The organism is Pedobacter sp. SYSU D00535, from assembly GCF_017355855.1.
GTDB lineage: Bacteria > Bacteroidota > Bacteroidia > Sphingobacteriales > Sphingobacteriaceae > Desertivirga.
Genome location: NZ_JAFEWD010000008.1, coordinates 60,850 through 81,212 on the forward strand (window position 1 = coordinate 60,850; position 20,363 = coordinate 81,212).

Annotated in this window: 20 protein-coding genes; 12 read left to right on the forward strand and 8 right to left on the reverse strand. The window is 43.0% G+C overall.

The genetic code is table 11. The annotated features are described in order from the left end of the window. Positions 1-12 precede the first annotated feature (12 nt). The 4 genes from J4N23_RS15625 (at position 13) to J4N23_RS15640 (ending at position 5,899) form a co-directional block, all read left to right on the forward strand. Positions 13-1,788 carry a RagB/SusD family nutrient uptake outer membrane protein gene (locus tag J4N23_RS15625; protein WP_242689256.1) on the forward strand — a complete coding sequence of 592 codons (1,776 nt, stop codon included), beginning with the start codon at positions 13-15 and terminating at the stop codon, positions 1,786-1,788. A 22-nt stretch (positions 1,789-1,810) separates the two neighbouring features. Continuing rightward, positions 1,811-3,370, forward strand: coding sequence for a DUF4957 domain-containing protein (locus J4N23_RS15630; protein ID WP_242689257.1), 1,560 nt, complete (start codon positions 1,811-1,813; stop codon positions 3,368-3,370). A gap of 66 nt (positions 3,371-3,436) precedes the next feature. Then, complete coding sequence (locus J4N23_RS15635; protein WP_207428639.1) at positions 3,437-4,189, forward strand: rhamnogalacturonan acetylesterase; 753 nt, start codon at positions 3,437-3,439, stop codon at positions 4,187-4,189. 183 nt (positions 4,190-4,372) lie between these two features. Further along, the gene (locus J4N23_RS15640; protein WP_242689258.1) at positions 4,373-5,899 is read left to right on the forward strand and encodes a polysaccharide lyase family 1 protein; all 1,527 of its coding nucleotides are present in this window, start codon (positions 4,373-4,375) and stop codon (positions 5,897-5,899) included. A gap of 54 nt (positions 5,900-5,953) precedes the next feature. On the opposite strand, the gene J4N23_RS15645 is transcribed toward J4N23_RS15640, so the two are convergent. After that, complete coding sequence (locus J4N23_RS15645; protein ID WP_207428640.1) at positions 5,954-6,118, reverse strand: hypothetical protein; 165 nt, start codon at positions 6,116-6,118, stop codon at positions 5,954-5,956. A gap of 154 nt (positions 6,119-6,272) precedes the next feature. Here J4N23_RS15645 and J4N23_RS15650 point away from each other — a divergent pair, with 154 nt between their 5' ends. Further along, positions 6,273-7,163 carry an aldo/keto reductase family oxidoreductase gene (locus J4N23_RS15650; protein WP_207428641.1) on the forward strand — a complete coding sequence of 297 codons (891 nt, stop codon included), beginning with the start codon at positions 6,273-6,275 and terminating at the stop codon, positions 7,161-7,163. Positions 7,164-7,389: 226 nt separating this feature from the next. Beyond that, complete coding sequence (locus J4N23_RS15655; protein WP_207428643.1) at positions 7,390-7,953, forward strand: RNA-binding protein; 564 nt, start codon at positions 7,390-7,392, stop codon at positions 7,951-7,953. Positions 7,954-7,981: 28 nt separating this feature from the next. On the opposite strand, the gene J4N23_RS15660 is transcribed toward J4N23_RS15655, so the two are convergent. Together J4N23_RS15660 and J4N23_RS15665 are read right to left on the reverse strand one after the other, a co-directional pair. Next, entirely contained in the window at positions 7,982-8,416 is a 435-nt protein-coding gene (locus tag J4N23_RS15660) for a GNAT family N-acetyltransferase (RefSeq protein WP_207428644.1), read from the reverse strand. Then, a complete protein-coding gene (locus tag J4N23_RS15665; protein WP_207428645.1) occupies positions 8,413-8,814 on the reverse strand; it encodes a hypothetical protein in 402 nt (133 codons plus the stop codon). The genes J4N23_RS15660 and J4N23_RS15665 overlap by 4 nt, the downstream gene beginning before the upstream one ends. A gap of 160 nt (positions 8,815-8,974) precedes the next feature. Here J4N23_RS15665 and J4N23_RS15670 point away from each other — a divergent pair, with 160 nt between their 5' ends. Together J4N23_RS15670 and J4N23_RS15675 are read left to right on the forward strand one after the other, a co-directional pair. Continuing rightward, on the forward strand, positions 8,975-9,256 hold the full coding sequence (locus J4N23_RS15670) for a GNAT family N-acetyltransferase (RefSeq protein WP_207428646.1): 282 nt from the start codon (positions 8,975-8,977) through the stop codon (positions 9,254-9,256). Positions 9,257-9,416: 160 nt separating this feature from the next. After that, complete coding sequence (locus tag J4N23_RS15675; protein ID WP_207428647.1) at positions 9,417-9,863, forward strand: AAA family ATPase; 447 nt, start codon at positions 9,417-9,419, stop codon at positions 9,861-9,863. Here J4N23_RS15675 and idi read toward each other — a convergent pair. Together idi and J4N23_RS15685 are read right to left on the reverse strand one after the other, a co-directional pair. Next, on the reverse strand, positions 9,850-10,392 hold the full coding sequence (gene idi / locus J4N23_RS15680; RefSeq protein WP_207428648.1) for an isopentenyl-diphosphate Delta-isomerase: 543 nt from the start codon (positions 10,390-10,392) through the stop codon (positions 9,850-9,852). The two genes, J4N23_RS15675 and idi, sit on opposite strands and share 14 nt — an antisense overlap. 6 nt (positions 10,393-10,398) lie before the next feature. Beyond that, on the reverse strand, positions 10,399-11,244 hold the full coding sequence (locus J4N23_RS15685) for a phytoene/squalene synthase family protein (RefSeq protein ID WP_207428649.1): 846 nt from the start codon (positions 11,242-11,244) through the stop codon (positions 10,399-10,401). Between the two features lie 121 nt (positions 11,245-11,365). On the opposite strand from J4N23_RS15685, the gene J4N23_RS15690 reads away from it, so the two are divergent. Then, entirely contained in the window at positions 11,366-11,986 is a 621-nt protein-coding gene (locus J4N23_RS15690; protein ID WP_207428650.1) for a MarR family winged helix-turn-helix transcriptional regulator, read from the forward strand. 43 nt (positions 11,987-12,029) lie between these two features. On the opposite strand, the gene J4N23_RS15695 is transcribed toward J4N23_RS15690, so the two are convergent. Further along, the gene (locus J4N23_RS15695) at positions 12,030-13,490 is read right to left on the reverse strand and encodes an amino acid permease (protein WP_207428651.1); all 1,461 of its coding nucleotides are present in this window, start codon (positions 13,488-13,490) and stop codon (positions 12,030-12,032) included. 102 nt (positions 13,491-13,592) lie between these two features. Beyond that, the gene (locus J4N23_RS15700; protein ID WP_207428652.1) at positions 13,593-15,809 is read right to left on the reverse strand and encodes a sodium-translocating pyrophosphatase; all 2,217 of its coding nucleotides are present in this window, start codon (positions 15,807-15,809) and stop codon (positions 13,593-13,595) included. A gap of 448 nt (positions 15,810-16,257) precedes the next feature. Here J4N23_RS15700 and J4N23_RS15705 point away from each other — a divergent pair, with 448 nt between their 5' ends. The 3 genes from J4N23_RS15705 (at position 16,258) to J4N23_RS15715 (ending at position 19,071) form a co-directional block, all read left to right on the forward strand. After that, entirely contained in the window at positions 16,258-17,001 is a 744-nt protein-coding gene (locus tag J4N23_RS15705; protein WP_207428653.1) for an isoprenylcysteine carboxylmethyltransferase family protein, read from the forward strand. A 90-nt stretch (positions 17,002-17,091) separates the two neighbouring features. After that, the gene (locus J4N23_RS15710; protein WP_207428654.1) at positions 17,092-17,967 is read left to right on the forward strand and encodes a carbon-nitrogen hydrolase; all 876 of its coding nucleotides are present in this window, start codon (positions 17,092-17,094) and stop codon (positions 17,965-17,967) included. Between the two features lie 9 nt (positions 17,968-17,976). Then, a complete protein-coding gene (locus tag J4N23_RS15715) occupies positions 17,977-19,071 on the forward strand; it encodes an agmatine/peptidylarginine deiminase (protein ID WP_207428655.1) in 1,095 nt (364 codons plus the stop codon). On the opposite strand, the gene J4N23_RS15720 is transcribed toward J4N23_RS15715, so the two are convergent. Further along, positions 19,068-20,360, reverse strand: a complete 1,293-nt coding sequence (locus tag J4N23_RS15720; protein ID WP_242689259.1) for a folylpolyglutamate synthase/dihydrofolate synthase family protein — start codon at positions 20,358-20,360, stop codon at positions 19,068-19,070. The genes J4N23_RS15715 and J4N23_RS15720 overlap by 4 nt on opposite strands. Between the last annotated feature and the right edge of the window lie 3 nt (positions 20,361-20,363).

Below are 20,363 nucleotides of genomic sequence, written 5' to 3' on the forward strand. Positions count from 1 at the left end.
TTATTCTTAGAAATGAAAAAGATTTTAAATATATCACTAATGATCACAGGGCTTGCATTCCTTGGCGGTTGTAAAGAGGTCTTAGATGCTCCTTCAAAATCGACCTTGGATGAGTCTGTGATTTTTTCAACACCGAGCCTTGCAGAGGGAACCATCGCAGGAGTTTTACAGTCTTTTGGAGAGACAAACTCGTACCGGGGAAGGTTTCTGGTAAATTATGGTGTAAATACTGATGTTGAAGTATACAACAGTTTGAAGAACACCAATGATGAGAAATCGCAGTTGGCTAACTACAATACTACTGCCAATAATGGGCAGATGAACACTGATAACAATGCCTATGCTAAGTTTTACGAGGGCATTGAAAGGGCTAACGTTGCTATTGTAGGACTAAGAACTTACGGCGATGTTGCAAACAACCCTCGCCTTGCACAGGTGCTTGGTGAAATGTTAACACTTCGTGCAGTACTTTATAATGATTTAATTAAGGGTTGGGGAGATGTTCCTGCTCGTTTCGAGCCAATCACCACAGAAACTATGTATTTGCCGAGGAGCGATAGGGACGTGATTTACAAGCAACTTTTGGTAGATCTTGAAGAAGCAGCAACTTTGCTTCCATGGCCTAATGGTTCAGCTGCTACCAGTTCTGTAGAGCGTGTTAACAAGGCGTTTGCAAAAGGATTACGCGCCCGGTTGGCCTTAGCTGCTGGTGGCTATGCTCAGCGCCTGGATGGTACAGTCAGATTGAGCAACGATCCTGACTTGTCTCGCGACAAGATGTATGCCATTGCAAAAAAAGAATGTCTTGATATCATTGAGAGTAAAACGCTGAGACTACTAGGCTTTGAGGAGTTATTCAGAACATTTAATGAAGAGACCAACAGAGCAGGTTTAGAGTCAATGTGGGAAATTCCTTTTAGCGAGGGTAGGGGTCGTGTGATTTTTGATCTTGGTGTTAGACATACCACTACGGACAAATACACCGGACAAAACCGCGGAGGTACTGATGGTCCAAACCCTATTATGCTTTATGAGTTTGATCCTGCGGATGTTCGTAGAGACGTGAGTATCGTTCCATACGAGTGGACAAACGGAGTTCAGGTTCCTTCAAATCTTAATCGCTTGTACTTTGGTAAATACCGTTACGAGTGGATGAAGAGAAGGGTGACTTCTACAAACGACGACGGTTTGAACTGGATGTACATGCGTTATGCTGATGTTGTTCTGATGGCAGCAGAAGCGATTAACGAAATTGATGGTCCCGCAGCAGCGGCACCTTACCTAAGGATGATTATGGAAAGAGCATTTCCATCCAGTCCACAGAAGGTAACTCAGTACATGGCACAGGCTACAGCTTCTAAACCTGCCTTTTTCAATGCAATAGTAGATCAGCGAGCTTTAGAGTTTACTGGAGAAATGCTTAGAAAAGCCGATCTTATACGCTGGAACCTGCTTGGTTCGAAATTAAATGAGGCTAAAGTTAAATTGGAGCAGTTAGAGAAGAGAGAAGGAAAATACGCTAGCCTTCCTGCTAGAATTTACTATAAAACGGCGGCTGACGGCGAAAAGGTTGAAATCTATGGACTAAATTTTGGGGACACTGATGTGCAGGGAGCTGCATTAGGTTACGCCGCAAACAAAACATGGACTCTTTCTGCAAGTAATGATCAGACAACTTACTGGAATGCTCTGTTCGTCAAAAATCCAGATGCTCAACAGGTTTGGCCAATCTGGCAAATATTCCTTGATAACTCTAACGGCATGTTAAATAATGCTCATTTAAAATAATTAAGTTCATAACATGATTAATATGAATAAGACATTAGTTGCTCTCTGTATTTCTGCCACTGTGTTCAGTTTTTCCAGTTGCAGCGATGATATTGGAGAGGAGATAACAACTCTTAATGTTAGCAGAACTTTCTCGCCTACCGGCCTTACTGCTACAGTTGTAAATAAAACGGGGGTGAGACTTGTCTGGAAAGCGGTGCCCAATGCAAAGTCCTATACGATTGAAGTCTTTGAAAATGCTGATTTTAGCGGTACGCCGGTAAAAACCGTAACAGGTGTTCCATTTGAGCAGCAGCCCTATACCATTTCGGGCCTGTCGGGCGAGACCCAACATTATGTGCGGGTTAAAGCTGTAGGTGAAGGCATTGATGATTCAAAATGGGTTACAGCCTCATTTACTACAGATGCTGAACAAATATTTCAGGATATTGATCCGGCGAAATTGACAGCAACGTCGGTAACGGTAAACTGGCCTGCGGGTGAAACTGCTACTACTATTACTCTGTCTCCAGGTAATATATCACGTGCAGTTACGCCTGCGGAAATTGCCGCAGGGCAAGCAACAATTTCTGGTTTAACTGGCGAAACTACATATACGGTGAAATTGATGAATGGCACTAAAACTCGCGGTACGAAGACGTTCACTACCTTGATCGATCTGGGTGGGGCGATTGCTGTTAATCCTACTGATGATCTCGCAGCATTGATTACTAATGCTCAGGGAGGAGAAGTGTTTGCACTGATGCCGGGAGTTTATAATATCAATGCCGATGTAATAGTTACCAAAACTATATCTATTAAAGGCGTTAGACCAGCGAATAAACCAGTAATTAATGGTATGGTTTTAAAGATGAGGGCTAACGCTGGTCTATCTTTGAAAGATCTAGTTCTTAATGGTACAGGCGCACCAACTGCTAGCCAATTAGTTGTGTACGACCAAGCTCTAAATACCGCATACGGCGCCTTAAGCGTACAGGATTCCGAAATCAAGAATTATAGAGGATTGATTTATGTGAATATAAAGGCCCTTATTGAATCGGTTACCTATAGTGGAAATATCATCCACGATATAGCCTCTAATGGTGGTGGTTTTGTGGATTTTAGACAGGGCTTGGCGAAAACATTTCTTTTTGAAAACAATACCGTGTACAATGTCACCGAAGATGGTAGCAGAGACCTGTTCCGTATGGATGCTGGCTCAGAAGTAACCGCGAACTTCTCAGGAATACCAAGCGTTATCACAATAAGAACAAATACATTCTACAACGCTTTGAACCGTGCAGCTGGTCGGTACTTGTATATCCGCCTGCCTTTGCACCAGATACACTTCACAAAAAATTTAATTGCAGAAAGCGCGAATTACTATTCGAACCAATCAACTACAACTATCACTACGATGGCGAATAATAATTACTATAACGCGCCTAACTTCACTGCGAGCACTGTCGGGAGTGCTAAGAATGATCTTGGACCATTTACAACGCTGGATCCCGGCTTCGTTAGTCCGTCTACAGGAGACTTCACTGTTACCAACTTTGACTTAAAGGCAAATGGTATCGGGGACCCTCGTTGGAGACGATAGGTTGATCAAACTTTAATTACATCAGGTGCGGCTCAATAGCCGCACCTTTTTTATATTTATGGACTTATGAATCTAAAATTAAAACTCGTTGGCTTCCTTGTTGCTTTTATTTTGGCATCTTTCACTTTAGTGCCGCCTTCCAAGACTACCATTTATCTGATTGGTGATTCTACAATGTCTGATAAGAATGTGAAGGCTTATCCGGAAGCCGGTTGGGGAATGCCCTTCCGTTATTTCTTCGACTCGACGGTGGTGGTAGATAACAGAGCGATGAATGGTCGGAGTACGCGAACCTTTATGGAGGAAAACCGTTGGGCACCTGTTGTGGATAAATTGGAGGAAGGCGACTATGTCTTTATTCAGTTCGGTCACAATGATGAGGTTCAAACGAAACGGAGCGCTACTAAGCCAGAGGAGTTTCGGTCGAACCTTATAAAATATGTGACCGACACAAGAAGCAAAAAAGCACAACCTGTCTTAATCACTCCGGTGGCACGAAGAAATTTTGATTCTACAGGAGTTTTTAAACCTACTCATGAAGAATATTCTGCTATTGTGCGGCAAGTGGCCAAAGATCAAAAGGTGCCGTTGATAGATTTGGATCGGAAGAGCCAGGCGTTACTGGTAGAACTTGGTGCTGAAAAATCTAAATTTTTCTTCAATCACCTGAAAGCAGGCGAGCACCCTAACTATCCGAAGGGGAAAATAGACGATACGCATTTCAATGAATTAGGAGCAAGGTTGATGGCTCAACTAGTGCTGAAGGAAATACAGGAACTAAAGCTTGAAATTGCTGACAAGATAGTCAGACGGAATTAAGCATAATGAATTGTTCATCATCAAGGCCGGAAAATCACTTCCGGCCTTTTTTGCTTTTTCTTCCGGTATCGATTGCGTAAAAATGCCTTGACAATCGTAAGGACCCTCTATTTATATAGTAACTTACTTCAGTTTTCTAATTAATAATAAACTGTTCTGATTACTGCCACTACACTTTACAATATGATAAAAACTTTAACAAAAATCGGCCTGTCGCCAGCTTGTGCCCTTTACTCTTTTACAAAAAGTATCAAGGTCAACCCGCGTGAAATCGCTGCATTAATAGTCGTAATTTTTTTCTTTTTTAATTTCCTAATTCCGTCTCTTGCTTTGGCCCAGCCTGTAGCTTTTCCCGGGGCAGAAGGTTTTGGTAAATTCGCTTCCGGAGGTAGAGGTGGGAAGGTTATATATGTCACAAATCTTAATGATAAAGGCCCGGGTAGCTTAAGAGAGGCAGTAACGGCTGGTTTTCCAAGGATTGTATTATTTTCAGTATCAGGTACCATTCATTTGGCATCTCCCTTAATTATCAATCAAGATAATATAACCATCGCCGGTCAATCAGCTCCTGGAGACGGGATAGCTATTGCAGATCACCCTGTCGGTATCGCGGCTAATAATGTAATCCTTCGTTTTCTTCGTTTCCGGATGGGCGACCGCTTCCAGAATCAAGGGATGGTGCACGGAGCCGGTGCTGACGATGCTTTAAGCAGTGGCCGAAAGAGGAATCTAATTATTGACCACTGTTCGTTGAGTTGGAGTACAGATGAAGTTTTTTCTGTCTACGCTGGAGATAGTACTACGCTGCAATGGAATCTTATTGCTGAGCCTTTGGATTATTCCTACCATTTCGAGAAAGGGGACACCGATTTTGAACATCATGGATTTGGTGGCATCTGGGGAGGAAAACACCTCAGCGCTCATCATAATTTATTCGCCCATTGTACCAGCAGAACGCCCCGATTTGACGGCATTCGCAACGCTCCTTCAGAGTTTGTTGATTTTCGCAACAATGTACTGTACAATTGGAAGAGCAATAACGTGTATGGGGGCGAGGGTGGACAGTACAACATCGTTGATAACTACTATAAGTATGGGCCGGAAACGAATAGCAGCGTTCGATTTCAAATCCTAAATCCCTTCAAGCTTGACGGAAGAATCCCTTTTGGGAAATACTTTGTATCGGGGAATTTTGTAGACGGGTCTGATAATGTAACAAAAGATAATTGGCTTGGTGTGAAAATGGAAAAGGGAACAGATGCTGACAAGCTGAATTCGAAAATAACCTCGGCATTCCCAGCGGTAGAGATTGCTAGCCAATCCGCCAAGGACGCCTATAAATCTGTTTTGCTTAGTGTTGGAGCAGTTTTTCCTCGGCGGGATGAGGTTGATGAACGAATATTAAAAGAAGTAGAAACCCGCACGGGGAAAATCATCGATGTTCAGGGGGGCTATCCTCACGGAACGCCTTACGAGCAAACAAAAGGAGCGTGGCCTCAACTAAGAGCGTCGGCAGCACCCACAGACAGCGACGAGGACGGTATTCCCGACGCCTGGGAAGTAAGTCATAAGCTTAATCCTAAGAACGCGCTGGACGGGAATAGCTTTGGCTTGGATAAAAACTATAGCAATGTGGAGGTTTATCTAAACTCGCTTGTACAGCGGCAGGCAATAAAACCAAAACAAACTCAGAAAAAGAGGAAGTCATAACGGTAACATTCGGCTAGACACTTCGTGGCCTTCTTAGACATCTCCGCGAAGTGTCTAATCTACCTTATTTCTTTGCTTAGCAAGGTTATAAGTAGGATACAGATAGTTGGGAATTAGCAAATACTGGTTGTTCTTTTGAACGATGAAGGCGTTTTGAAACTTGCCAACAACTGCAGTCAATTCCCCCTCGATTAAAACGTATAAGTTGCTATTATTCATGGTACGGTAGTTTGACTAGCTTTACGTTTTAGCGTTTAGTCGGGTTACAGTTTTTTTATCCCTCTAGCGTTATTACTAGATCATTTTCGAAAAATATTCGTAACAATTTTTCCTTTGACGTATTAATACGATAATTGTACAGACAGAAATAAAAATGGAAAAAATCTATTTAAGCGACGCCGGACCAAAAGTATCACCGGCAATATATGGTTTTTACAGATGGAGCAGCGAGGTGAATAATCCTGCGACGATGGAGAAGATCATTAACTTGTGCCTGGAGTTGGGAATCAATACTTTTGATCATGCGGACACTTATGGAGGTTACCAGTGCGAAGAACTTTTCGGTAATGTGATTAGCCAGAAAACTTTCAAAAGGGAGGATATTGTTCTATTCTCCAAGTGCGGGCTTCGTGTGCCGCATTCAAGTCATCCAGATGTTAGAGTGAAACATTACGACACGTCCAGAGAACATATTATCAGAAGTGTAGATAATTCTTTAAAAAAGCTTCGTACAGATTACCTGGATATCTTTTTACTAAATTATCTCGATCCGGTATCAAACCTGGAGGAAACCGCGTATACCCTTGCCCAATTGCGTGATTCCGGAAAGATTAGAAATATCGGCGTTGCGAACTTTTCAGTTTTTCAACATCAGCTGCTTGCATCTTATCTCAACAGACCAATCGTAACTAACCACATTGAACTTAATCTTCTGAATACTTCCGCTTTAGACAACGGGCAAATCGACTATATTAAACAGCGGTACATGCGCCCACTTGCTTCTGCTCCGCTAGCTGAAGGTCGCATTGCAGAAGGTCTCGACTTCGCTTCGCTCGGCGTAAGATCAAAGCTGCAGGAACTGGCACCGAAATACGGGGCTGATATTGAGTCTCTGGCGGTAGCTTGGTTGATTAAGTTAGGAGCACTGCCATTGATAGGAACTACTGATGAACAACGAATCCGGAACATTGCTGGCGCCTTTTCTATTGAACTAGATAAGCAGGATTGGTACGATTTGTACTCAGCTTCCCGGGGTACGATCTGACGGATGTTTTGATATCCGGAACTACTGAATAATTTGCTGTTGGCAGCAACATATTTCTTATTTGGTCGTATAAGCTATATAAGTTCTTTAATTGGTTAAAAATCATATTACAATTGCCTGAACAGAATATTGAAGAAATAGGGAATTTATAAGTATTTTTGTGCTGTTATCTATATTAAGATTCTCATTAGAATTTTATCATTTTAATCATTAATAATATTACTCAATGATCAGACTTTTTGCGGGTGGTTTTCCCCGTGACCTTGAAGAATCCGAATTGCAGGAGATCTTTGAACAATTTGGGACAGTGCTTGCCGTAAAAATTATTCGGGATAAAAACACAGCAATCAGTAGGAGATTCGGTTTCGTTGATATGGAAACTCAGGAGGATGCTGAGATGGCAATTAGTCAACTCCACGGAGGTAGTATTGACGACGAAGAAATAAGCGTAACATTTGCAGATAACCGGGCTGAAGAAAAAGCTAAGGAAAAGGCGAAAGCGAAGGCAAAACCTGTGAAAATTAAAACGGGCGGGTATAACAAGTTTGGTGCTGGTGGAAAGGTAGCAAGCAGCAATGGTAAATCCGGCGGTTTCAACAGGCAGTCCTCAAATAATCGTTACCAAAAAAGTGGCGGAAACAGTTATGGTAGTAGCTACGGTAATAGCAATGGAAATGGCTATGGCAATAGCAATGGAAATAGTTACGGTAACGGGAATAGCTACGGAAATAACCAAGGCAACGGGAATGGCCCAATAAGAGAAAAGCGTCCGCGGACGAAGAGATACTAGGGCAAATAGCTTTGCCCTAAGTTAAATCTTAGTCGATGTTTTTATACATTTTCAGGTGAGGAATTGTAACTTCTTCAAATTCACCACCTGAAATTTTGTATCCCAGTTTTTCATAAAAAGGGACAGCATATTTTCTAGCATGCATAAACATTTGCAGACCTCCTTGATCTTTCACAAGCTTTTCTGCAAATCGCACGATCTCAGTCCCGATTCCCTGTCCTTGTACATCGTCTTTTACAGCCATCTGTTGGAGCTGGAACGTCGTAAGGTCTTTTTGACGTAACATACAACATCCTACCATAGTCTCCTTCTTGAAGCAACCTAGCAGAATGACGTCTTGGTCTTTTTCCAAATAATCACGGGTGAAGGACAAGCCCAGCGGAACTCTTAGGACGTCATTCCTAAGTGAGACCATTTTTTCATAGTCTTCTGTTCCGTAAACTATCACTCGAATTTCATTCATTTGAAGGGGTATTTTAACAAGCGTTCCTGGCTCATTTCATTTTTCTCGTAAACCGCCAGACAGTATTTACGAAACGAATCGGGTACGTTATTGCCTTCCAGCATTAGCTGCTGAGGAACAGGGTTGGACGCATCAAAAAAGTAAACCCTGGTAAGGCCATATTTAGTATGAGGCATGAGCGCTCCGTATTGTTTCATTGCGGTCCAAATCGTATCCGTAGTTGTAACTGTATAAATGCGAACGACTGGCCCGCTGTTCTGCTCGTTCCTGATAAAAGCCGTTTCCTTGAAATTCCCCTCGAGGTCCTGAGTTCCCGGCTGGGTTAAAGAGTCATAAACGAACCAGGCAACTGCAGCGACTAATAAAATAAAAAGCCATTTTTTTCTACCACTTATCATGCCGCTAAATTCGGCAATTTATCTGTTTCAGACTTTGGGGTTTGGCCATTGTAATGCAACTTTCTGCCGCTTTATGTTGTTTCTACTCAGTTGAGCACCTTCATGTGTTGGTCAATGCATTGAGCAATCATCAGGTGGAGTAGTATCAAATAGTAAAGATATGTTTCAGGAGCTTCCATTATACCATGATGAGCAATTTCGGACATTTGAGATTCGGATTGATCAATCAACTGCCTTCATCACTTATTCAGAAAAAAATGGTTTGATAGAACTGGAACATACAGTAGTGCCGGATGAACTTCAAGGACGGGGCATTGCCGCTATTTTAGTAGAAAAGACGTTGAGATACCTGGATGAAAGGCAGCTGATGATGATTCCTTCATGCTCTTACGTTAAAAGGTTCCTGTTGAAGCACCCAGAGTGGAAATTTCTGGTGGGGTAAAAAAGAAGGGGATTACAGACTTTGTAATCCCCGTTCTCTCTACCGAGAAAAGTATAGTCTATATACTTTCTCTTAACTATGAAAACTATTCCCTCTACAAAGGACGAATGCTTAAATGAAGAGAACATGAAGAATTTTAACTTTTTAATCTTTCTTTAGTATGGAGGCCGTTATTTTTTGTGGCATCCAGGCCTCCGGAAAAACCAGCTATTACAAAGAGCACTTTTTTAAGACCCACATACGTATTTCGCTGGATATGTTAAATACGCGAAATAAAGAGAACCGATTTTTGGAGACGTGCTTCAATACCTGGCAACGCTTTGTCATCGACAACACAAATCCGACCAGGGTAGAACGTGAGCGGTACATCGAAAAAGCGCGGTTGGCAAAGTTCAAAGTAATTGGGTATTATTTTGAGAGTACTCCGCTTGAATCGATTTCTAGAAACAAGGAACGACAAAAAAAAGAGTTTGTTCCGGAGAAGGGGATTTGGGCAACCTACAAAAAGATGGAGCCTCCTTCCTTTGAAGAGGGCTTTGATCAGTTGTTCCTAGTAAGGTTGAACGCTGGTGTTTTTACCTCAATCGAAATTATCAAGTTTGGCTGAAGTATTTCTTTTCGAAGTCGAGCCACTTCTTCACGATAGGGTAGGCTAGATGAAACCAGTAGGTGTAGGAGTCTTTATTTTTTTCCAGGGAGACTTGGATCTCTTCAAGGCCGAGCCATTGATAATCGCTTACTTCATCCTTATTGGGTAAAACCTTTCCGTTGAATTTTCCCAGGTAAATATGGTCATATTCGTGCTCGATTAGGCCGTTCTCAAATTCCGCATAGTATTTGAATGCTTCCAATTTCTGCAAAAAGCAAGTAAACCCCATCTCTTCGCTTAGACGACGTTGTGCGGCAACCAGTGTGTTTTCTCCTGGTTGTGGATGGCTGCAGCAAGCATTGGTCCAGAGACCACCTGAATGATACTTGTCTTTGGCTCGTTGCTGCAATAACATTTTGCCCTCGTCATTGATTATAAATACTGAAAAAGCACGATGTAAGAGACCTTTTTGATGGGCTTCGAGTTTTTCCATTACCCCCTGCTGCTGATCCAGCTCATCTACTAAAATAACCTCAGGTAACTGCATTGATGCTTAAATTAGATTAAGTTGATTTCTCAAGCCTGCTTTCAGTACAATAACCAACTTGATATGATTAGGAATACGTATTCTTTGCTCTAATATTGCCTCTGCATTTGATTTTTTTACCTTCTTAAATAGAGCCATGTAATATCGGTAGGCGACATATACTCCAAACCTGGCACTTACCGGCAGTCTTTTGATTCCCTCGTAAGCCAACTCGAAATCGTTTTCTATATCTTTCTCAATTTGTCTCTTTTGTACCTCGTTGAAGCTGCCCTTCTTGAAGTTAGGGAAATAGCATCGGTCTAAATCGTCAATGTCTGATTGCAAGTCTCTCAAGAAGTTAATTTTTTGAAAGGCTGCACCGAGGGCCTTAGCATAAACCTTTAGGCTATCATAGAGCTTTTGGTCCCCGTCGCAAAAGATGCAAAGGCACATTAAACCTACAACTTCCGCCGACCCGTAGATGTACTCCTCAAATTCTTCCCGGCTCAGATAGTCCTGTTTCTGAAGATCGAGCTCCATACTTCGAAAAAAGGCTTCGATCAGATCATCGCCGATATTGTACCTCTTAACGGCTTTTTGAAAACTTTGTAGTATGGGATTTAAGCTTATTCCTTGGGAAATAGCTTCGAATGTGTCTTCCTTGAATTTCTTCAGCAAGGCCTGCTTATCAAATTCATGAAAGGTGTCTACAATTTCGTCGGCAAATCTCACCATTCCGTAGACTGCATGAATCGGCTCCCTAAGGTCTGGTCTTAAAAGCTTAATAGCTGAAAAAAAGGAAGTGCTGTATTTTCGGGTTACCGATTGGCTGCAATCATAAGATAGCTGTGTAAATAGGCCAACGTTATTCATGAAACAAGATTCTAGTGAATGAGAAACTAAATTAGCACAAATTAGTTTTAATTAAATTTTAAAAAGGACTTTTCTGCTCTTTTTTTGGTACCATTGCGTTTTATTTTTACAAGAGTTGTTTATGTCTTATGCCCTTTTTAGAGAGCTAATTAAGCTGACAGAAGAATTTGAAATAGAGGTAGGGCCAGCGAACGCTAATGTGTCTCAGTTTTCGAAGTGGCTCAATCGGCGGATTGAAGCTGAACCAGCAGCTGCAATGGATGAGCCTGTTTGGGAGGGCAAAGAGCAGGGGAGAACTCCGGAAAGTGTGATTAATACTTTACTGGTACATCTTTTTCGATACGCTAAGATTTATAGCAAGCTCGCTATTGCCGAATCCCCCTTTGCAACTATAGACGACGTTATTTTTCTTATCAACCTGCGTCACCGCGGAGCGATGACGAAAATAGAACTTATCGAGCTAAATATTCATGAAAAATCGACAGGAATTCAGATTATAAACCGGTTGATTTCTAGTGGATTTGTAGCTGAGGCGATCAACCCATCGGACAAGAGGAGTAAAAAAATATGCATAACAGAAGCAGGTATAAAGGCACTAGAAGCAAATATGGATAGCGTCAGGGCCGCCAGTAAAATAGTCGTTGGGGATCTAAATAAATCGGAGAAGCTACAATTAATCGGCCTGTTGCAGAAGTTGGAGACTTTTCATGCGAGTAACAGGGGAGTATTCAAAGAGATTTGAAGAAGAGTAGTCAAAATTCTTTGACTACTCTTCTTCAATTGGTCTAATGTTCCGCAAGTGGTCCTCTTAAATCCTTTCTTACTTTACTGTGATGGCGGCTATAGCCGAAATATATCAGAACGCCGATAATCAACCAAATGATCAGTCGTTCCCAGGTGTGCCAAGGTAAACCCGCCATTAGATAAAGACAAACGGCAATACCAAGGATCGGAACGTATGGGAAAAACGGAGTTCTGAAAGGACGGGGGAGCTGCGGATCGGTATACCGCAGTACTAAAATACCTCCACAAACAATAACAAAAGCGAGAAGCGTTCCGATAGACACCAACTCACCCAACAAGTTAATAGGACCGAAGCCTGCCAACACCATAGCTATAATACCGGTAATGATGGTGGTGATATAAGGAGTTTTGAATTTCGGATGAATAGTGCTAAAGAATTTCGGAAGAAGCCCATCGTTTGACATGGAGTAAAATATTCTTGGCTGACCGAGGAGCATCACGAGGATAACCGAACTTAGCCCGGCTATCGCCCCAATTTTGATCGGGAATCTTAGCCAGAAGAGCCCTTCTCCACCTGCATTAACAGCCACTGCAATCGGATCAGGTACATTCAACTGCTCGTAGGGAACCATTCCCGTCATCACAATCCCAACAAGAATATAGATGAGGGTACAAATGGCAAGTGAGCCAAGAATACCGCGGGGCATGTCTCGTTGCGGGTTAAGGGCTTCCTGTGCTGCAGTAGATACTGCGTCAAAACCGATATAGGCAAAAAATATAATTCCGGCGCCCCTCACTATTCCTTCAAAACCAAAACGACCCGGTCCTTCAGCTTCTGGTATAAAAGGGGTAAGGTTGTCTGTATTGATATGCGAGAGGCCAAATCCGATAAAAAGAAGGATAACTGCTACTTTTAACACCACTATCACATTATTAAATTTGGCCGATTCGCTAATCCCGATTACGAGAAGGACGGTTATTATTGCGATAATGAACATTGCAGGGAAATTGATGATTGCTCCCGTGGGAGTAAAATCTCCCGTAGCGGCATCATAATTAAATGGCGCCTGGGCAATACTTGCTGGTACGGTTACTCCGAAATCTTTTAGAAAGCTCACCACGTAGCCCGACCAGGAGACAGCTACTGTTGATGATGCGAAGAGATATTCGATGATAAGGTCCCAGCCAATGATCCAGGCAATAAATTCGCCCATGGTTGCATAAGCGTAGGTGTAAGCACTTCCGGCTATCGGTATCATGGAAGCAAATTCCGAATAGCAAAGACCAGCAAATCCACAGGCAAGTGCAGCCAGAACAAAGGATAGAACAACGGCTGGCCCTGTATGTAGGGCGGCGGCTGTTCCAGTAAGGGTGAAGATTCCAGCTCCTATGATCGCTCCGATGCCGAGGGAGATCAGATTGTTGGCAGTCAATGTCCTTTTTAGTCCGCCTTCGAATTTGGCCTCCTTAAGTAACTGGTCAAGAGATTTTTTATAAAACATAGAAAAGTTGAATATTCGGTGATTTTATCGTGTTAAGCTCTTCAAATCTAGATAAATTCTCAAAAAGAAAGGGGACCAATACGATTCCCCTTTTACGATGTTTTATCGCTTTATAGTTACGGAATTACCAATGTTCTTTTCAGAAACATCGCTTTTGGTCTCAATTCTATGCTTTGCATTAGCTGAAGCAGTGTTCTCTCCCGGACCTTGAGCGATATGAGGCGCGATAATCAGAGAGACGATTGACATCAGTTTAATTAAAATATTCATGGATGGTCCAGAAGTATCTTTGAAAGGGTCACCGACGGTGTCTCCAGTCACGGAAGCCTTGTGAGGCTCGGACTTTTTGTAGAACGTCTCTCCATTAATAACAGCTCCTTTTTCGAAAGACTTTTTTGCATTATCCCAGGCGCCGCCAGCGTTAGACTGAAACATTCCCATCAGAACTCCTGAAACAGTAACTCCCGCAAGCAGACCTCCTAGAACCTCCGGGCCGAAAGAAAAGCCGATAATAATAGGGACGATGAGCGCGATCGCACCAGGTAGCATCATTTCACGGATAGAAGCTTTGGTTGAGATGGCGACACATTTTTCGTACTCTGGTTCTGCTTTGTATTCCATAATGCCCGGAATCTCTCTAAACTGTCGTCTTACTTCCTGAACCATATCCATCGCCGCTTTCCCTACCGCGGAAATGGCCAGGGATGAAAAGATGTAGGGAATCATCCCACCCACAAATAAACCAGCCAGCACGTCGGCTTTGTAAATATCGATTGAATCAATGCCGGCAATGCCAACAAAAGCAGCAAAAAGCGCGAGAGACGTCAACGCTGCCGAGGCAATTGCAAAACCCTTACCGGTCGCCGCAGTAGTATTTCCCACAGCGTCCAGGTTATCTGTGCGGTTTCTCACTTCCTCGGGTAGTTGGCTCATTTCGGCAATGCCGCCCGCGTTGTCTGCAATCGGACCAAAAGCGTCAATAGCCAATTGCATTGCTGTAGTAGCCATCATTCCAGCTGCAGCGATTGCTACGCCATAAAGACCTGCAAAGTGGTACGAGCTGAAAATCCCGACGGCCAGCACTATAATTGGCAGGAATGTCGACTCCATACCAACAGCTAAACCACCTATGATATTAGTAGCATGGCCTGTTGATGATTGATTGACGATGGACTGAACAGGTCGCTTCCCCATGGCCGTATAGTACTCAGTGATGATACTCATCAACGCTCCAACAATTAAACCTACTACTATGGCAAGAAAAACGTCTGTACTGTTAAAGGTGAAGCCTCTGATCTCCATGTTTTCTGGCAACATCCATTTCACCGCGAAGAAAGAAGCAATAGCCGTGAAAATAATAGATGACCAGTTTCCAATATTTAGGGCTGTTTGTACATTATCGGTCTCATTTTTTATGCGTACAAAGTAAGTGGCTATAATAGAAAAGATGAGGCCGAGGCCCGCAATTAGCATTGGTAGTAAAATTGGGGCAATCCCACCAAAATTATCATCTGACACAATTTCTCTCCCCAGAACCATGGTAGCCAAAATAGTTGCAACATAAGAACCAAAAAGGTCAGCTCCCATTCCCGCCACATCACCCACGTTGTCGCCTACATTATCCGCGATGGTAGCCGGATTTCTAACATCATCTTCCGGAATTCCCGCCTCTACTTTACCTACAAGGTCTGCGCCCACGTCTGCAGCTTTCGTATAAATCCCGCCGCCCACACGGGCAAAAAGGGCGATCGACTCGGCCCCCAGGGAGAAGCCGGCCAGAACCTCCAGCGCTTTTTCCATTTCAACACCGTTCACACTACCGTTCTGTTGCACCACATACACCTGATAAAAAACGATAAACAATGAACCCAGACCAAGGACCGCCAGACCTGCTACGCCCAATCCCATGACACTTCCGCCGGTAAACGACACTTTCAGAGCTTTGGCTAAACTTGTCCTTGCAGCTTGTGTGGTTCGTACGTTTGCTTTAGTCGCTATATTCATTCCAATGTAACCGGCGAAAGCTGAGGTGAAGGCTCCAATTAAGAAGGAAATGGAAATGACCCAACTCGAGGTTTCTACCAGGGTGCCCGAATAGGCCAACAGTAGAGCGGCAATTACAGCAAAATAGGAGAGTATTTTCCATTCGGCTTTAAGGAACGCCATGGCTCCGCTCGCAATGAAGCCTGCCAGTCGTTGCATGTTTTCATCGCCAGCATCCTGCTTGCTTACCCAAGCAGATTTTACAAGCATCACCACAATGCCCACGAGGCCTAAAATGGGGATCAAATAAATTAAATTTTCGTACAGAAAGTCCATAGAAGGTTAGTATAGTTGATTAGAAATTACAAGTTGAAAAAAGATTTTTGAACCACAAAACGAGTGCTAAAATTTATTTTACCTAAAAAGGCTCAAATGCTCATTTAACAGATTTTTTAATTAAAAGATTTGATTTAGTATTTAGATAAGCAGTAATTGCCTATTATTCAGGGAATAAATAGGTTCTTTCCAGATAAAGCTTTAGCCTCTGTTCAGGGCTGGAACAGCCGATAAAAGTGAAGGTACGCCCGGTCGTCTTTCAGTTTGACAACCTGAAGTTTGTCGACAAAGGCGGATGAGAGTCGGTTTTAGGGGCTTTTGCTCCGAATGCAACACGTTTGCGATGCATGTCGCCGCTTCAGAATTTTCGACGCTGATTACTCATAAATATTTGGTTACTTTGCGATTATTAAGTGAAGTTTAATTAAGATTTAAGAATTTATTATTTATGCCTCTTAGAGAAGAGTTAGAGTCCAGTGGCAACTGGTTGTTTATCAGGAGAAGTTGGTTGCCGGTTCTGCTATACCCCTTCGCCATTGCTGTGATGTATTTTTACAACGACAGAACGTTCTCGAAAGTAACCGACGAGAGTTATGGCGCCATTTGCTTGCTTGTTTCCTTTCTGGGTTTGCTCGTGCGAGCGTTGACTGTTGGTTATACTCCCAAAGGTACATCTGGCCGCAATACTACCTCGGGACAAATTGCCGAAACACTAAATCAAACTGGCATGTACTCAATGGTACGCCACCCTTTATACCTGGGTAATTACCTGATGTGGCTTGGCTTGTTTCTTTTTGTGGGCCTTTGGTGGTTCGCAGTTATTTGCTCTCTTCTTTACTGGTTATATTATGAACGTATAATGATTGCTGAAGAGGAATTCTTGAGGAGAAAATATGGAAGTTCCTACGAAACTTGGGCAGCCCATACTCCTGCTTTTCTTCCACGCTTTTCGTCGTTTAGAGCTCCTAACCTTACTTTTTCTATGCGGAATGTATTGAAAAGGGAATATAACGGGGTTTTCGCTGTTGCGATTTCTTTCGCCGTTATGAATGCTCTGGCTTATTACTTCGTAACAGGAGAAGTCAAAATCGACAATTTCTGGGCTGCAGTGTTCATTGTTTGTTTTCTTGCTTTTATTATTCTTCGTACTTTGAAAAAGACTACCAGAGTTTTGGAAGTAGAAGGAAGATAGTCCACTTTAATAAAATGTCAAATTTTGCAAAATCAGCTTCTTCCCGAAGCTGAATACGTAGTTTTGCAACCTCAAATCGATTAACAAATAATGGATAGAAAAGTAAGAGTGGGACTGGTGCAAACCAGTTGTACGGCTAATAAGCAAGAAAATTTAGAGAAGACAATTACTAAGATTAGGGAAATTGCCGCGAAGGGGGCTCAAATAGTTTGTTTGCAAGAGCTTTTTACTTCTCTTTACTTTTGCGATGTAGAAAGTTACGATAATTTTAAACTTGCTGAAAGCATCCCCGGTCCGTCCACTGATGCTTTAAGTGCTGTAGCGGAGGAACTGGGAGTTGTAATTATTGCTTCTCTCTTCGAAAAACGTACGGAAGGACTTTACCACAATACCACGGCTGTTATAGACGCTGACGGAACTTATATGGGCAAGTATCGGAAGATGCACATCCCTGATGATCCGGGTTATTATGAAAAGTTTTATTTTACTCCAGGCGACTTGGGCTATAAGGTGTTTAAAACTAAGTTCGCTACAATTGGGGTGCTGATCTGCTGGGATCAGTGGTATCCTGAAGCAGCCCGGATCACTTCGCTAATGGGAGCTGAAATCTTATTCTATCCAACAGCGATTGGCTGGGCATCATCACAGGAAGTAGATACCAACACGGAACAGTACAACGCTTGGCAAACTATACAACGCAGTCATGCGGTGGCCAATGGAGTTCACGTTGTAAGTGTTAACAGAATAGGGGATGAGGGACCCATGAAATTCTGGGGCGGATCCTTTGTTTCCAACCCATTTGGAACTGTTTTATATCAGGCCTCTCATACGGAAGAGGAATTAATAGTGCAAGAGCTTGATATGTCTAAATCAGACCGTTATAGAACGCACTGGCCATTCCTGAGAGATAGAAGGATTGACTCCTACGGACAGATCACGAAAAGGTACATCGACGACGAAGCTTAGTTTGAAGTAATGAGTGATTTTTTAACGAGCGGAGTACGGGATTTTCCTGATTTATCTGATACTACTCAAACTCCTAAGCAGTTGGGATACTATTTTCCCGCAGAATTTGCAGCTCACGAAGCAACCTGGTTAAGCTGGCCGCATAAAGAAGCTAGTTGGCCCGGAAAGTTGGAAAGCATTTTTGCGAGTTATAGCGAATTTGTGAAGGTGCTTGCGCAAAGCGAGCGCGTCAGGATCAATGTGGCCGACGAGCAGATGAAGAATTTTGCTCTGGGACATTTAAGCAAGGCGGGCGTAAACTTGGATCAGGTTGAATTTTTCTTTCACCCTACCAATGATGCCTGGTGTCGAGACCACGGTCCGGCTTTCCTTATTAACCCAGCAGCTGACATCAAAAAAGTGATTGTTGATTGGGGCTATAATGCCTGGGGTGGAAAGTACCCTCCCTTTGATTTGGACGATGTAATTCCATCCTTAATAGGAAAGCATTTTAACATCCCGGTTTTTCATCCCGGTATCGTGATGGAAGGCGGTTCTGTCGAGTTCAACGGAAAGGGAACGGTATTAACGTCTACTTGTTGTTTGCTGAATGAAAACCGTAATCCGCATCTTAATCAAGGTCAGGTTGAGACCTTTTTATCGGAATATTACGGGATAGACCAGGTATTATGGGTAGAGGAGGGAATTGTCGGAGATGATACTGACGGGCATATAGATGATACGATCCGCTTTGTAAATGAGGATACTGTATTGTCAGTTGTTGAAACAAATACGAAGGATGACAATTACGAACCCCTTCAAAAAAATATAAAGGCGCTGAGCAAAATGCGGTTGCTGAATGGCAAGCAGTTGAACGTAGTAGAGCTGCCAATGCCGGAAGAGGTGATTCACGAAGACTTGCGTTTACCTGCTTCTTATGCTAATTTCTACATCAGCAACAAAAACGTTCTTGTTCCCACTTATCGGTCTAAATTTGATCAGCAGGCTTTGGACATCATCGCAGGCTGTTTCCCAGAGCGGGAAGTGGTAGGTATTGATTCGACAGATATTATCTGGGGACTAGGGAGTTTTCACTGTCTCAGCCAGCAGGAACCTTCCATTTAAACCACCTCAGCTACTACAAAAGTACTTCCGCCTACAAAGATGAGATCATCTTTGTAGGCGTTTTTTTTGGCCGCTGCTAGTGCATCGACCACACTCGCGAAAACTTCACCCTGAAGACCTTGTACCTGCGCTTCTTCGGCTAGTTCACCCGCAGGTTTGGCGCGCTCTATCTGGGGCTGGCAAAAGTAGTAGCTTGCTTTCTTCGGCAGCAGTGACAATACCTTGCCAATTTCTTTATCCTTTACCATCCCAATCACCATATGAAGCTTGTCGAATTCCGTTGCCTCAATGTTCTTTAGCACCTCTTTTATTCCATCCTCATTGTGACCAGTGTCGCAGATTACCAGAGGCGCTACACTCAATGTCTGCCAGCGTCCCATCAATCCTGTAAGTTCCTTAATACGCGATAACCCTTCCGAAACCCGAGTATCACTTATTCGGAAACCACTTCTTTTTAATTGACCAATGGCGCTTAAAACAGCTTTTACATTTTTGACCTGATAAGAGCCTGTCAGGTCCAGTGATAAGTTTATCCTGTCGTCCTTGTCTTGAGCTGATTGTAATACGAGCGGACGGCGTCCTTCTTGTGAGGGGCCTGTTTCAACCTCTTGCCACTCGTCTGATGCAAACGCCAGGGGAGCCTGAACTTCTTTTGCTTTTTTTAGAAAAACCTGTTCAACTTCAGGTTGCCTTTCACTAATAATTGCAGGAATTCCAGGCTTTATGATGCCGGCTTTTTCAAATGCAATTTCCGGTAGGGTATTGCCGAGGATGTTCATGTGATCATAACCAATATTGGTGATCACGGAGAGAACTGGTGTGATGATGTTCGTCGAATCTAACCTGCCTCCCAGCCCTACTTCTATAACTGCTATGTCGACCTTCTGCTTTGCGAAATGATCGAAGGCCATCGCTACTGTCACTTCGAAGAATGAAGGTTGCACCTCCTCGATTAGTTGCTTCTGACTATTTACAAATTCGATGACCAGCTCTTCTGAAATCATCTCGCCATCTACTTTTATCCGTTCCCTAAAGTCACGGAGGTGTGGCGATGTATATAGTCCGGTTTTAAAACCTGCAGTCTGAAGAACAGCTGCAAGCATATGCGACACCGAACCCTTTCCATTAGTTCCAGCTACATGAATTGTCCGGAACTTCTGCTGCGGATTTCCTAAGGCGCTGCAAAGAGCTATGGTATTGTATAGATCCTTTTTGATGGCAGCATCACCTATGCGACTAAACATAGGCAACTTCGCATAGAGGTATTGAAGGGTCTGTGAATAGCTCAACTA